The sequence below is a fragment of the Herbidospora cretacea genome, from assembly GCF_001570605.1.
Taxonomy (GTDB): domain Bacteria; phylum Actinomycetota; class Actinomycetes; order Streptosporangiales; family Streptosporangiaceae; genus Herbidospora; species Herbidospora cretacea.
In genome coordinates, this window is record NZ_BBXG01000016.1 from 130491 (window position 1) to 143922 (window position 13432).

Annotated in this window: 13 protein-coding genes and 1 tRNA gene; 7 read left to right on the forward strand and 7 right to left on the reverse strand. The window is 71.0% G+C overall.

Annotation, left to right across the window (positions count from 1 at the left end):
- The first annotated feature begins 3 nt into the window (after positions 1-3).
- A complete protein-coding gene (locus AW270_RS27290; RefSeq protein WP_061298947.1) occupies positions 4-939 on the forward strand; it encodes a carbohydrate ABC transporter permease in 936 nt (311 codons plus the stop codon).
- Positions 939-1841, forward strand: a complete 903-nt coding sequence (locus AW270_RS27295) for a carbohydrate ABC transporter permease (protein ID WP_061298948.1) — start codon at positions 939-941, stop codon at positions 1839-1841. Before AW270_RS27290 ends, AW270_RS27295 begins: the two co-directional genes overlap by 1 nt.
- A gap of 1 nt (position 1842) precedes the next feature.
- Here the strand turns inward: AW270_RS27295 and AW270_RS27300 are convergent, their stop codons facing one another.
- On the reverse strand, positions 1843-4407 hold the full coding sequence (locus AW270_RS27300; RefSeq protein ID WP_157522721.1) for a LuxR C-terminal-related transcriptional regulator: 2565 nt from the start codon (positions 4405-4407) through the stop codon (positions 1843-1845).
- Positions 4408-4512: 105 nt separating this feature from the next.
- On the opposite strand from AW270_RS27300, the gene AW270_RS27305 reads away from it, so the two are divergent.
- Both AW270_RS27305 and AW270_RS27310 read left to right on the forward strand, forming a co-directional pair.
- Positions 4513-5100, forward strand: a complete 588-nt coding sequence (locus AW270_RS27305) for a hypothetical protein (RefSeq protein ID WP_061298950.1) — start codon at positions 4513-4515, stop codon at positions 5098-5100.
- Between the two features lie 25 nt (positions 5101-5125).
- Positions 5126-5371 (forward strand): 4a-hydroxytetrahydrobiopterin dehydratase, encoded by a 246-nt coding sequence (locus AW270_RS27310; RefSeq protein ID WP_061298951.1) that lies wholly within the window; start codon positions 5126-5128, stop codon positions 5369-5371.
- Between the two features lie 9 nt (positions 5372-5380).
- Here the strand turns inward: AW270_RS27310 and AW270_RS27315 are convergent, their stop codons facing one another.
- Positions 5381-6211: a spermidine synthase gene (locus AW270_RS27315; protein ID WP_245674872.1), complete on the reverse strand. Its 831-nt coding sequence runs from the start codon at positions 6209-6211 to the stop codon at positions 5381-5383.
- An 81-nt stretch (positions 6212-6292) separates the two neighbouring features.
- Here AW270_RS27315 and AW270_RS27320 point away from each other — a divergent pair, with 81 nt between their 5' ends.
- The 3 genes from AW270_RS27320 to lat all read left to right on the forward strand — a co-directional run bounded on the left by AW270_RS27320 (position 6293) and on the right by lat (position 9804).
- On the forward strand, positions 6293-7903 hold the full coding sequence (locus tag AW270_RS27320) for a penicillin-binding transpeptidase domain-containing protein (RefSeq protein WP_061298952.1): 1611 nt from the start codon (positions 6293-6295) through the stop codon (positions 7901-7903).
- Between the two features lie 69 nt (positions 7904-7972).
- The gene (locus AW270_RS27325; RefSeq protein WP_061298953.1) at positions 7973-8539 is read left to right on the forward strand and encodes an HdeD family acid-resistance protein; all 567 of its coding nucleotides are present in this window, start codon (positions 7973-7975) and stop codon (positions 8537-8539) included.
- Positions 8540-8565: 26 nt separating this feature from the next.
- Positions 8566-9804 carry an L-lysine 6-transaminase gene (gene lat / locus AW270_RS27330; protein ID WP_061298954.1) on the forward strand — a complete coding sequence of 413 codons (1239 nt, stop codon included), beginning with the start codon at positions 8566-8568 and terminating at the stop codon, positions 9802-9804.
- On the opposite strand, the gene AW270_RS27335 is transcribed toward lat, so the two are convergent.
- From AW270_RS27335 to AW270_RS27355, 5 genes are all read right to left on the reverse strand, one after another.
- Complete coding sequence (locus AW270_RS27335; RefSeq protein WP_061298955.1) at positions 9781-9999, reverse strand: response regulator transcription factor; 219 nt, start codon at positions 9997-9999, stop codon at positions 9781-9783. The two genes, lat and AW270_RS27335, sit on opposite strands and share 24 nt — an antisense overlap.
- 187 nt (positions 10000-10186) lie before the next feature.
- Positions 10187-10259: transfer RNA gene (locus tag AW270_RS27340), tRNA-His, on the reverse strand.
- Between the two features lie 65 nt (positions 10260-10324).
- The gene (gene orn, locus AW270_RS27345; protein ID WP_061298956.1) at positions 10325-10921 is read right to left on the reverse strand and encodes an oligoribonuclease; all 597 of its coding nucleotides are present in this window, start codon (positions 10919-10921) and stop codon (positions 10325-10327) included.
- Positions 10922-10943: 22 nt separating this feature from the next.
- Positions 10944-12041: a DUF2510 domain-containing protein gene (locus tag AW270_RS40695; protein WP_061298957.1), complete on the reverse strand. Its 1098-nt coding sequence runs from the start codon at positions 12039-12041 to the stop codon at positions 10944-10946.
- Between the two features lie 19 nt (positions 12042-12060).
- Positions 12061-13431 carry a protein kinase family protein gene (locus AW270_RS27355; protein ID WP_061298958.1) on the reverse strand — a complete coding sequence of 457 codons (1371 nt, stop codon included), beginning with the start codon at positions 13429-13431 and terminating at the stop codon, positions 12061-12063.
- Position 13432 lies beyond the last annotated feature (1 nt).

Here is a 13432-nt window from a genome sequence, read left to right on the forward strand (position 1 = left end):
CCCATGCGGCTTGGCCGGCTGACGCCGGGCGCGGTCAGGAAGTGGGGCTTCATCGCCTCCTTCCTGGCCGCGCCGCTGGCGATCTACATCATCTTCTTCGTGAGTCCCAACCTGCAGGCCCTCCAGCTCGCGCTGACGAACTCACGCGGCATCTCCCCGGACTTCCAGTACGTCGGGCTGGACAACTTCACCCGGCTGTTCGGTGACGAGGTCTTCTGGGCCGCGGTCCGGCACCACGGGCTGATCCTGCTGGTCATGCCGCTGGTCACGATCGTGATCGCGCTGTTCTTCTCGTTCCTGCTCAACCTCGGGGGCGGGCAGAAGAACGGGCAGCTGCGCGGGGTCTGGGGATCGTCCTTCTACAAGGTCGTCTTCTTCTTCCCGCAGGTCCTCGCCGTCGTCATCGTCGGCGTGCTGTTCCAGGCGGTGCTCAACCCGCAGCGGTCGGGCATCCTCAACAGCGTCCTGAGCTGGTTCGGGGTCGACCCGGTCGGCTGGCTGATCAAGCCCGACCTCGCGCTCTGGACGATCATCGGGGTGATGGTCTGGCAGGGCGTCGGCTTCTACGTCGTGCTGTTCAGCGCCGGCATGGCCGGGGTGCCGAAGGAGATCTTCGAGGCCGCCGCGCTCGACGGCGCCAACCGGTTCACCCTGTTCTTCAAGATCACGCTGCCGCTGGTGTGGAACACCGTCCAGGTCGGCTGGGTCTATCTGGGCATCGCCGCCTTCGACGCGTTCGCGCTGGTCCAGGTCCTCTCGATCGACCGGGGCGGGCCCGACAACGCCACGACGGTGCTCCCGCTGGAGATCTTCCGGCAGACCTTCACCTACTACCGGTTCGGCTACGCGTCCGCGATGGGCGTCGCGCTGGTCTTCCTGGTGCTGACGTTCGCGGCCCTCACTCTGCGGGTCACCCGGCGCGAGAGGATCGAGTACTGATGAAGACCGAGACCGCGCCCGCCGTCGCCCCGGTCCGCCGCGAGGTCCGGCCCAGGGCCGGGAAGCAGTCCGCGGGGCTGCTCGGCGGCGTCTCCCACCTCATGCTGCTGCTGTGGACGATCCTGACGGTGACGCCGATCGTCTACACGTTCCTCAACTCGTTCAAGACCAACACCGAGATCTTCGGCGACAGCCCGCTGGCGCTGCCGCAGTCGTGGGGCTGGGGCGCGTGGGGCCGGGCGTGGGAGACCTCGCGCATCGGCGAATACCTGATCAACACCGTGATCGTGGTGGCCTTCTCCACGTTCTTCACGATGCTGCTCGGCTCGATGGCGGCCTACGTCCTGTCGCGGTACACGTTCCGCGGCAACCGGATCGTCTACACCCTGTTCGTGTCGGGCCTGTCGATCCCGCCGTTCCTGGCGCTGTCGGCCCTCTACAAGGTGGTCGACAACGTCGGCCTGCTCGGCACCCACACCGGGGTCGTGCTGGTCTACATCGCCTACTCGCTGCCGTTCACGGTGTTCTTCCTGACGGCGTTCTTCAAGACGCTGCCGACGACGGTCGCCGAGGCCGCGATGATGGACGGCTGCGGCCACGCCCGCACCTTCTTCCAGATCATGCTGCCGATGGCCCGACCCGGCCTGATCAGCATCACGATCTTCAACGTGATCGGCCAGTGGAACCAGTACCTGCTGCCGATCGCGCTGCTCCCGGGTGACAAGCAGGACAAGTGGCTGATCACCCAGGGCATCGCCAACATCTCGACCAGCGCCGGCTACGAGGCCGACTGGGCCGGGCTGTTCGCGGCCCTGTCGATGGCGATCATCCCGATCCTGATCGTGTACATCATCTTCCAGCGCCAGATCCAGACCGGTCTGACCGCCGGGGTCGGCAAGTAGGTCAGACCCCCAGCACGTTGGCGAGCGCCGTCCGGGTGGAGACCCCGAGCTTGCGGTAAACGTGGGCGAGGTGGTCGTCGACCGTACGGCTGCTCAGCATCAGGCGGGCGGCGATCTCCTTGCTGGTCAGGCCGGTCTTGGCCAGCTCGGCGATCTGCCGCTCCCGCTTGGTCAGCAGGTCGCCCCTGCGCGGGCCCCGGGCGGCCAGGCGGCGCTGCTCGCGTTCGGCCTCCTCGGCCAGCACCCCGGAGCCGACCTCGGCGGCCAGCGCCCTGGCCATCGCGAGCGCCTTGTGGCCGTCGTCCCGGAAGGGCGCGGTCATGATCAGCGTCCGGGCGACCTGGGGCCGCAGCCCCGCCTCGCCGAACAGGGTCTCCGCCTGGACGGCGAACCCGGCGGCCCCGGCGAGGTCGCCCTCGGCGGCCCGTACACAGGCCCGCGCGCGCAGCGCGAACGCCCGCTGGGCGGGGAGCGTCAGCGTGTCGGCGGCGGCCAGCGCCGCATTGGCGGCGGCGCCGGCCCAGGCCACCTCGTCGCAGCCGAGCAGCGCCTGGGTGAGGGTCTCCAGCCACATCGGCCGGTAGCCGGGCTGGCACTGCGGCATGCCGACGCCGCCGCCGATGCCGAGCAGCATCCAGCGGGCCCGGTCGGGCTCCCCGGCGGCCAGCAGCACCTGCGCCGACAGGCTCACCGTGGTGGCCGACCACCAGCCGTCGACCTGGGCCACCGACTCGCTGGCCCAGGTGGCCAGGCCGACCGCCCTCTGCAGGTCCTTGTGGGCGACCGACTCGGCCAGGATCGCCCGGACCAGCGCCAGCAGGGTCGGGCTGCCCGACTGGCAGGCGACGTCCTCGGCCTCCTCACCGAAGGCGATCGCCTCGTCGATGCGGCCGATCCGCCCGTTGAGCTGCGTGAGCGCCATCAGCACGTCGGCCAGCACCCCGCTGCGGGGCAGCGCGCGGGCCAGCACCAGCGCCCGGCGGGCGTGGCGGTCGGCCTCGGCGTGCCGGTCCATGAACGACTCGGCCCAGGCCAGCCGGGTCAGCGCGGTCAGGTCGCGGGCGGCGTCGGTGTCGCTCAGCCCGTCGGCGGCCTGCCGGGCGACCTCGATGGCCTCCCCGGCCGGGCCCGGTTCGCCCTCGTAGGCGGTGGCGAAGGCGAGCAGCGAGTGGGCGGCCGACTCCTCCTCCGGGGTCTGCGAGACGGCGAGGGCGGTGGCGATCTCACCCATCGCGGCCGGCACGTCGCCCAGGTGCAGCCGCAGGGTGGCCATCTCGCGGTGCAGCCAGGCGCCCCCGCCGCCGCCCTCGGACTCGGCGATCAGCAGGGAGGTGGCCTCGGCGTACCGGCCGAGGAGGCGCTCCACCACGGCGCACGCGGCGACGAGCTCGCTGCGCGCGCCGGGCGGCAGGGCCGGGATCAGCTCGTGCAGGGCGGTGCGGGCGTCGTCGAGGCGGCCGTCGAACATCAGCGCCCGCGCCAGCAGCACGTGCAGCTCCACCGAATCGGGCTCGGTCAGGTCGCCGACCAGCGGCTTGGCCGCCCTCAGCCACTCGATCGCCGCGCCCGGGGCCACGGTGACCGCCTCGCGGGAGGCCGTCATCAGCGCCGGCAGGTCGCCGGGCTCGTGCCGGCTGGCGGTGCGCGAGATGTGGTGCGCGACCTCGCGGACCGGCGCGCCCAGGGCCGACAGCTCCCGCGCGGCCATCCGGTGGGCCAGCATGCGCCAGGCGGGGTCGGCGCCCTCGTACACGAGCTGCCGCAGGAGGGGGTGGCGGAAGCGGAAGCGGCCGTCGCCGGTGTCGCGGATGAGGTCACGGGCGGCCAGCTCGCCCAGCACGGCCGGGATCGGCCCGAGCATCGCCACGTCGTCGGGGGTGAAGGCGTCGCCGAGCACCGCCCCGGCCTGGGCCGCGCGCAGCTCCATGCCCGACAGCCGGGCGAGCTCCCCGGCGAGCAGGCCGGTCAGGGTCGACCCGGCGGCCCCTCCCGCCAGGCCCTTCAGGTAGAGCGGGTTGCCGCCGCTCTCGTCGTGGAGCTCCCGCAGCTCCGGCCGGTCGCCGACCAGCTCCCGCGCCTCGCCGAGCGACAGGGGGCCCACTTTCAGGTGGACGTGCGGGATCGCCGCCGGCCCCGCCTCGGCCAGCGCGCCCAGTAATCGGTGGCCCGCCTGCCGGTCGCGGTAGGCGCACACCAGCAGCAGCTCCCGGGCCGGCCGCCGGATCAGGTAGGCCAGCAGCTCGCAGGAGGCCGGGTCGGCCCAGTGGAGGTCGTCGAGGATGAGCGCCACCCGGCCGAGCTCGGCCAGGTGCTCGCGGACGGTCCGGGCCAGCGCCAGCCGGTCGCCCGTCAGCGGGCCGAACGCGTCCTCGAAGACCCGATGGGGCAGGTCGCGCTCGTACTCCGTCGCGTAGCCGCGCAGGACCTTGACTCCCAGGCCGTCCGCCGCGGCGGCGAACTCGGTCAGCAGCCGGGTCTTGCCGATGCCGGGCTCGCCGGTGACCTCGGCGAGACCGCCGGGCTCCAGGGCTCCGATGAGGGCGGACAGTTCCGTTTCACGTCCCACGAACACGAAAGACAGTAAATCCCCGCAATCCTACGGATGCTAGGAGTTCAGTCAGGTGCGACGGTTAAAGTCCTCCCTCTGACCGCATCTCTGGAGCTTCCTTTGATGAACGAGTTCCCCTTCCCCTTCTACGGGGCAGGCGAGGCGAAGTACTACATGTGGGCCGAAGTCCACGTGCGCTTCGAGCGTGAGCCCTCCAGCTACCAGCGCTCGGCGATCGAGTCCAGCTGCCCTGGACCGCTCCAGGACACCATCGACTGGGCCGACGGCCGCCAGCTGATGGTCGCCTCGGGCCTGTTCCTGCACGGCGCGCTGGCCCGCGCCTACCCCGCCAAGCCCGGCGACGAGGACTACCTGGGGGACGACGGCTGGTTCTACGCCGCCCACTCGCGCGTGGAGCGCTTCAACTCGGCCATCGAGTCGTGGCTGGCCTACGCCAACGACCACTGCCCCGTCATGGTCGCCTACCGGCAGGAGGACAGCGACAGCGGCGGCACCCAGTTCTCCCGCTGGCACGAGTGGAGCGTCACCCAGCTCCCGCGCCTGATGTCCGACCTGGAGCCGATCCTGGCCAAGTCGATCGCCACCCGGCAGCAGACCCACGCCACCCACATGGTGCGCGGCATCATGTCGATGGCCCGCCGGGCCCGCGCCAAGGCCGCGCCCACCCCGGGCGGCTGGCCCCGGTTGTGAGCCCGTGATGTGAAACGGTGAACGCATGGAATGGACCAGAGACGGCGAGATCCTGCGACGCACCATCGACGCCCCCGACTTCCCGACCGCGATCCTGATCGTCGACCGGGTGGCCGAGGAGGCCGAGAAGATGAACCACCATCCCGACATCGACATCCGCTGGCGCACGCTGCACTTCACGCTCACCACCCACGACGCGGGCGGCCTGACCGACCTCGACTACCGGCTGGCCGAGCGCATCGACGAGATCGCCCGCTCCCACGGGGCCTGAGCGGGAGCACTATCCGAAGACCGCTGGTGGCGGCACGGGAACCGCCACCGGGTCTCCGTCGTGGATGACCTTCGCGCCCGCGACGAACTTCACCAGATCCTCGCCCGACACGCAGCGCGCCTGCGTGAGCCCGCCCGCGGCCGACCGCACGAGCCGGTCGAGCGGCAGATCGCGGTTCGAGGCGACCACGATCAGGTTCCCGAACCGCCGCCCGCGCAGGATCCCGGGCTCGGCCAGCAGGGTGACGTGGCGGAACACGTTCCGCACGGTCGCCAGCAGGCGGCGGGCGAACATCAGTCCCTTGCCGTCGGCCACGTTGATCAGCAGCGTGCCGTCCGGCCGCAGGACCCGGGCCAGGTCGCCCATGTACTCGGCGGTGGCCAGCTCCAGCGGCATGGTCGCGCCGGCGAACGCGTCGAGGATCACCAGGTCGGCCGACGCGTCGCCGAGCGTGGCGGCGCCCTCCCGGCCGCCGGTCGTCCTGACCTTGAGGCGGGGCACCGACTTCAGCGAGAGCTGGTCCCTGACGAGTTGCACCAGCGCGTGGTCGGGCTCGATCACGATCTGCCGCGACCCCGGACGCGTCGCCGCGACGTAGCGGGGGAGCGTGAACCCGCCCCCGCCCACGTGCGTCACGTCGAGCGGCCCCTCAGGCAGGCAGTCGACGGCGACCCCCATGAGCTGGACGTACTCGAAGTCGAGGTGGGTCGGGTCGGCCAGGTCGACGTACGACTGCGGCACCCCGTCCATGAGCAGCATCCAGCCGGCCGGGTTGTCGAGGTCGCGCAGCAGTTCGACCTCCCCGAACACGACGAGGTAGCGGCCGGGTACCGGGTTCATCGACTTGGCCATCATGTTCTCTCTGCTTGTCGTCTTCGCGTGGTATATCCAGGAGTGCACTCCGACCCCCAGGAGAACCTAATGCGCAGGCGGCCCCTGCTCGTTCTCGTAGCGGCGGTCGTCACCATGTTCGTCGCCGGGGTGTCCGGGCTCATCGTGAGCGGCCGGAGCGTGCCGCCCGCCGAGCCGGTGACCACCGCCACGCCCGACGACGTGCCCGACGAGCTCACCGAGCCGGACAATCCCAACCGCAACACCCCCTGGGACGCGGGGAGCGCCTTTCTCAAGGAGTGGGAGAAGGGCGACCTGGCGGCGATGCGCAAGCTCGTCCACGACCCCCCGGAGGATTTCACCACGCTCCACCAGGCCGTCGACGCGGCCCTCCAGGCGACCGCCCGGGTCTTCACCCCTCTCTCCCTCGACGAGATCGACGACTCCACCGCCGACCTGTCGTTCACGGGGGAGTGGACGATGGCCGACGGCCCCCCGCTGAAGCTGACCTCGACGGTCCGCCTCACGGTGGTCAAACGCCAGTGGGTGGTCGACTGGACGCCCGACGTCCTCCACCCCGACCTCGAACACGGCGACGTGATCGAGCGCCGCAACCTGCCCGGGGCCCCTTACCGGCTGGCCACCCGCGAGGGCGAGCCGCTGCCGCCCAACAGCTACGTCGACCCCTACATCGGCGACCTGACCGCGCAGGCCCCGCCCAACCCGTCGGCCGGCGGCTGGCGCGTGGTCATCGACAAGCCGTTCGACGACGACGTCGAAGAGGTCTACCGTCACGACCAGCCGGCCGCCGAGGCCCCGGCGTTCACCACGACCATCGACAGGTACGTCCAGATGGCCGCCGCCCGCGCGCTCGACCCGGTGCAGAAGCCGGCCGCGATCGTCGCCCTGCGGCCCTCGACGGGAGAGGTCCTGGCGGTGGCCGACCGGCTGGGCGGCAAGGGGGCGTTCTCCTCGGCGTTCCCGCCCGGCTCGACCTTCAAGATCGTCACCGCGGCGGCGCTGATCGGCGCCGGGGTCACCCCCGAGCAGCAGGTGGGCTGCCCGGCGCAGTACCAGATCCCCGGCTGGCGGATGATCAGCAACTACCAGAACCACGACTTCGGCACGATCAGCTTCCGCCAAGCCTTCGCCGAGTCGTGCAACACGACGTTCGCCCAGCTCGCCGTGGAGCGGGTGCCGGCCGCCACGCTGAGCGCCCAGGCCGCCGCCTTCGGCTTCGGCGCGACCCTGTCGACGGGGGCGGGCGGCACCTGCGGGTCGCTGACCGAGCCGCACAACCCCGACGCCCTGGCCGAGGCGTCGTTCGGCCAGGGCACCGTCGTGGCCACCCCGCTGTGCATGGCGGCGGTGGCGGCGGCCGTGCAGAGCGGCGTCTGGCGGGCCCCGCGGCTGCTGGCCGACGCGGGCGGCCAGCCGGCCAGCGTGCCGCTGCCGCCCGGTGTGGCCGAGGGCCTGCGGGTGATGATGTCGTCGGTCGTCTCGGAGGGCACCGCCGAGAACACCGGCCTGCCCGCCGGGGTCAGCGGCAAGACCGGCACCGCCGAGGAGGCCGGCCAGGACGACCACGCCTGGTTCGTCGGCTTCCACGACGACCTGGCGTTCGCGGTCTTCGTCAAGAACGGCGGCACCGGCCGGGACGTGGCCATCCCGATAGCGGCCCGGTTCCTCAATGCCCTGTGACCTTTGCCCACATAAGGGCTGAAAGCGGGATATTTCGGGACAGGTACCTCCTGATGGAGGTGAGGTCCCATGCATGATCTGAACGCCGACCTGAACCCGGGGCTCCGCCCGGTCAGCCGGGACACCTGGTGGGTGCTGGGGGTCCGCGGCCTGCTGGCGGTGATCTTCGGAGTCGTCACCCTGGCGTGGCCCGGCATCACCCTGCTCGCCCTGGTCTACGTCTTCGCCGCCTACGCCATCGTCAACGGCCTGTTCACCGTCGCCGGGGCGTTCCGCGAGGCCAACAAGGGCTCCCGAGGCTGGATGATCTTCTCCGGCGTCGTCGGCGTGATCGCCGGCATCGTGGTGGCCACCTGGCCCGCGATCACCGCGATCGTGCTGCTCTGGCTGATCGGCGCCTGGTTCGTGGTCACCGGCCTGCTGGAGATCATCGCGTCCGTGCACGCCCGCAGGCGCATCGACAGCGACTGGAGCCTGATGCTCGCCGGGGTCCTGTCGGTGATCTTCGGTGTGGTCCTGGTGATCTGGCCGGCCGCCGGCGCCCTGTCGCTGGCCTGGCTCATCGGCATCCTGGCGATCATCCTGGGAGTGTCTCTGTTCTACCTGGCGTACCGGGTGAAGAATATTCGCGTATAAGGGCCTAAGCCGGGAATATCTCCAGAATGGATGTGCACGAGCGGCTCTCCCGGCACCTGCTCGTCGACGGCCTGCCGGTCGTCCTCGATCTGGCCCGCAGCTCGGGCTCCTGGCTCGTCGACGCCCGCGACGGCCGGAGACACCTCGACTTCTTCACCTCCTACGCCTCCTCGCCGCTGGGGTTCAACCCCTTCGACGACGACCCGGCCTTCCTCGCCCGCCTCGGGCGGCTGGCCGCCAACAAACCGGCCAACTCCGACCTCTACACCGAGGAGCTGGCCGCCTTCACCGAGACGTTCGAGCGCGTCCTCGGCGACCCCGAACTGCCCCACCTGTTCCTCGTGGAGGGCGGCTCGGCGGCCGTCGAGAACGCGCTGAAGGTCGCCTTCGACTGGAAGAGCCGCTGGAACGAGGCCAACGGCCGCCACCCCGGCCTGGGCACCCAGGTCCTCCACCTGACCCGCGCCTTCCACGGCCGGGGCGGCTACACCCTCTCGCTCACCAACACCGAACCGGTCAAGACCGACCGCTTCCCCAAGTTCGGCTGGCCCCGCGTCGACACCTCCCAGGGGGAGGAACACGCCCTGGCCCAGGCCGAGGAGGCCTTCCGCAAGTACCCCCACGACATCGCCTGCTTCATCGCCGAGCCGATCCAGTGCGAGGGCGGCGACATCCACCTCACCCCCGAGTTCCTCCGCGCCATGCAGGCGCTCTGCCACCGCCACGAGGCCCTGTTCGTGCTCGACGAGGTCCAGACCGGGGTCGGCGCGACCGGCGCGCCGTGGGCGTACCGGGGCATGGGCCTTCAGCCCGACGTCGTCGCCTTCGCCAAGAAGATGCAGGTCGGCGGCGTGATGGCCGGCCGCAGAGTCGACCTGGTCCCCGACAACGTCTTCCGGGTGAGCGGCCGCATCAACTCGACATGGGGCGGCGGCCTGACCGACATCGTGCGCGCGACCCGGATCCTGCAGATCATCGAACGCGACGGCCTCGTCGCACACGCCGCCGTCCTGGGCGACAAACTCCTCGGCGCGCTGCGCGAGCTGGAAGCGGCGGGCCTGCTCCGCAACGCGCGGGGAAAGGGGCTGCTCGCCGCCTTCGACGTCGACGACCGCGACGCGGTCGTCACCCGGTTGCGCGAGCGCGAGTCCCTGCTGGTCCTGCCCGCCTCCGAATCGACGGTACGGCTCCGCCCACCCTTGAACGTCACCCCGGAGGAGATCGAAGTGGGGCTGTCCCGGCTAAGGAGCGGACTCGCGCCCTGACCACAGATCGATGGCCGTCCCCCGGGAGGCGACGCCCAGCTTGGCGTAGATCCGGTTGACGTGGTTCTTGACCGTCTTCTCGCTGAGGAACAGCCGCTGCGCGATCTGGTTGTTGGAATGCCCGTTGGCGATCAGGTCCATGACCTCGGTCTCGCGCTTGCTGAGTGCCGTTCCGGTGGGTTCGTCGACTCGCATCTGGCCTCCGAGGCAGAGAGTTAAGTCGCCGAGGGCCCCCGCGCGTCCGGCGTAGCGGTTGAAGGCGAGTTTAACCCGCGTGAAAGGCCTTTGGGGGTTGCTTTGAGGGCAAAGTGCCCAGGGGCCGGAATCGAGGCGGGCCCGGAAACGGTGAAGGGCCGGTCCCGAAGGACCGGCCCTTACGCTGGGTGAGTAATGGGACTTGAACCCACGACATCCAGGACCACAACCTGGCGCTCTGCCAACTGAGCTATACCCACCATGTGCGCGATCCCGCTCACCCGGTCTCGCGTACAAGCACGAGTGTAGCGGTATCGCGAGACATCTACGAACTACTAACGGCCTCCGCCGTGTCGCGCGCCGACGCCGAGTCCGGACCGGGCTGCGGGACGAACACGGTGGCCCGGTAATAGCGGAGTTCCCGGATGCTCTCCGTGATGTCGGCGAGGGCGCGGTGGCCGCCCTGCTTCTCCGGGGAGGCGAAGTAGACGCGCGGGTACCAGCGGCGGGCGAGCTCCTTGATCGAGGAGACGTCGATCATCCGGTAGTGGAGGTGGTTGTCCACCACGGGCATGTCCCGGGCCAGGAACGAGCGGTCGGTCGCGATCGAGTTGCCGCACAGCGGGGCCTTCTTCGGCTCCGGGATGTGGCTCCGGATGTACTCCAGCACGATGGCCTCGGCCTCGCCGAGGGTCACGCCCCCCGCCAGGGCTTCGAGCAGACCGGAGGCCGTGTGCATCGTGCGCACGATCTCCGACATCTGCTCCAGCGACTCCGGCGGGGGCTTGATGACGACGTCGACCCCTTGGTCCAACTGGTTCAGCTCGCCGTCGGTGATCACACAGGCGACCTCCACCAGTGCGTCTCGCCCGAGGTCGAGCCCGGTCATCTCACAGTCGATCCAGACCAGCAGGTCGTTCATGTCCTTAGCGTAGTGCTCCCGCTCAGTGCGTTTGGAGCGAGTCCAGGACATCACCGACCTGGTCGGACTTCAGGTTGTCGGGGATCGACACGTAGAAGAACGAGGGCCGCTTCCCCTCGCCCATGTCGACCAGCACGAACGCGCCCGTCTCGGTCTTAAAGTCGTACTTCTTCTGCTTGGCCTCGGCGCTGAAGTCCATCTTGTACTCGATGATCCAGGCGTCGCGGTCGCCGACCTTGATGGCCTCGTTGCGGATGACCTGGCGCTCGTGCGGGATCGAGTAGAAGGCCGGCTCGTAGGCCGACAGCAGCGTCGTGGTGACCACTTCCAGGTCCTCGACGCCCCGGTAGGGGAGCATCTGGGGGAGCTGGGCCGCCGCGACCGTGCCCATCCAGTCGGCGCCCTCCTGGCCGTTGAACGCCTTCTGCGAGACGGCGGCGTAGGCGCTGGTGAAGAGCGGATAGGTCGGGTCGGTGGGGCTGTTCATCACCTTGGGGTCGGAGACCTCCCACGGCTCGCCGAGGAACTTGTAGCTCAGGCCCGAGACCGGGTCTTCGATGCGGCCGTTCTCCGGCTGGGGGAAGGAGGTGACCGACGGCTGCTGGGGCTGCTGCTGCGTCGGGTCGGGGACCGGCTCCGTCGGCGGCGGGGCCTCTTCGGTCTGCGGCGGGGGCAGCGGGTCGCTGGTCGCCGGCGGCTGGGCGACCGGCTCGCTGCGCGAGCCCTGGTTCAGGAACACGAACGCGCCGCCCACGACCAGGGCGATGACCAGCACGATGCCCACTCCGCCGAGCACCCAGGGCAGCGGCGACGGCGGCTTCGGCGGCGCCCCGAACTGGGGCAGCGGAAGCTGGCTCGTGGCGCCCCACGGCTGCGGCTGGGCGGGCGGGGGAGCTCCCCACTGCTGTGTGGGCGGCGGGGGAGCGAACTGGGCGGTGGCAGCGGTCGCCGCGGGGACCGGCGTGCCCTCGAGCGTCTCCTCTTCGGCGGGCTGGGGAGGCGGCGGAGCCTCCTGGCCCTCCAGGGGATGGGTGGCGTCGGTCCACTGCGAACCGTCCCACCACCGCAGCTGCGGGGAGCCGTAGGGGTCCGGGTACCAGCCGGCGGGGGTCGTCGTCATGCCTGGCAGCCTAGTGAAGTCAGCATTTGTACGAGAAGCTCGCCTTCGCCGCGATCGGCTTGCCCTTGGGGGTGTGGTCGAGCACGCGGAGCGTTGCGGTGCCCTTGAATCGGCCCGGACCGCTGACCTGCCAGATGAGCGGAAGATCTACCGAAGTCGTGCCCGATTCGACCCTCTGGGCGCCCTCGGTCTTGCGGCCGTCGCTCTGCTCCCAGACGTATTTGAACGTTCCGCTCTCGCCGTTGGTGGTGACCACCGCGTTGATCTTGGTCTTCGCGTCGCACCCCTGGGTCTTCTTCGGGGCGGACACGCTGACCTTGGTCACCGACATCTCGGCGGGCGGGCTCATCCGCATGTAGAGGATGAACCCGGCGATCAGCAGGCAGACCACCAGCGAGCTGAGCCACGCGCCGCGGCGGTTCGGCCGGGCCCTGCGGCGGCTCTTGACGTCGGGATCGGCGTGCTGGGTGGCGCCCTGCCGCCAGATCTGGGCGGCCGTGGTCTCCGGGGGCACGCCCGGACCGAACCGCATCCCGCCCGCCTCGGCCTGGGGCGGCCCGCCGAGGTTCCCGCCCGGATGGCGGGACGGGTCGAGCAGGGTCTGCAGCTCGCCGGTCTCGGGGAGCCGGGCCGGCGGCAGCGCGGCGGCCACCGGCGGCAGCGCCGACCAGGCGTGCAGGGTCCTGACCAGCGACTCGCGCGTGGAGAACCCGGCCGGGAGCATGTCCCGGCCGTTCATCAGGGCGTCTCTGGCGGCGGCCAGGCCGTGGGGGGCGGCCACCGAGGCGGCGTGGTCGAGGAGCTGCGCCGCGTGGCCGGTGGCCCAGCTCGCCGAGAGGGTCCGGGCGAGGCCCTGCCAGGCGGCGACGTCGCGTTCCGGCGAGGCGGGCTCGCCGCGCAGCGCCTCCAGCAGGCCGCGCTCGGCCAGCAGGGCCGAGCCGTCCTCGCCGATGACGACCGTGCCGGGGTGGACCGCGCCGTGGGTGAGGCCCCCGGCGTGCAGGCCCAGCAGTGTCTGGGCGGTCTCGATGAGGATCGTGGCGGCGCTGCCGGCGTCGGGTCCCCACCCGAGCTGCGCCCCGCCGGTGAGCAGGTCGGCCACGGTCGGGACGGCGCGGCGGCCGGTGACCAGCCAGACCTCGCCGCGGGCGGCCACCAGGTCGGAGACCGGCAGCAGGCCGTACTGTCCCGACTGGGCCAGCCGCCGATCGGCGGAAATGGCCGCCACCAGGCGCTCACGCGCGCCCGGGGCGGCCAGGAGATGATCGTTGAACCGGAGCAGCCCCGACGGCTCGCCGCCGGGGCCTTCCGCGTCGTGCCAGGTTCCGACCTCGCTGACCCTCGTCCTGCCGGTCAGCAGGTGGCCCGCGACACTCCCCCCGTCATGCATG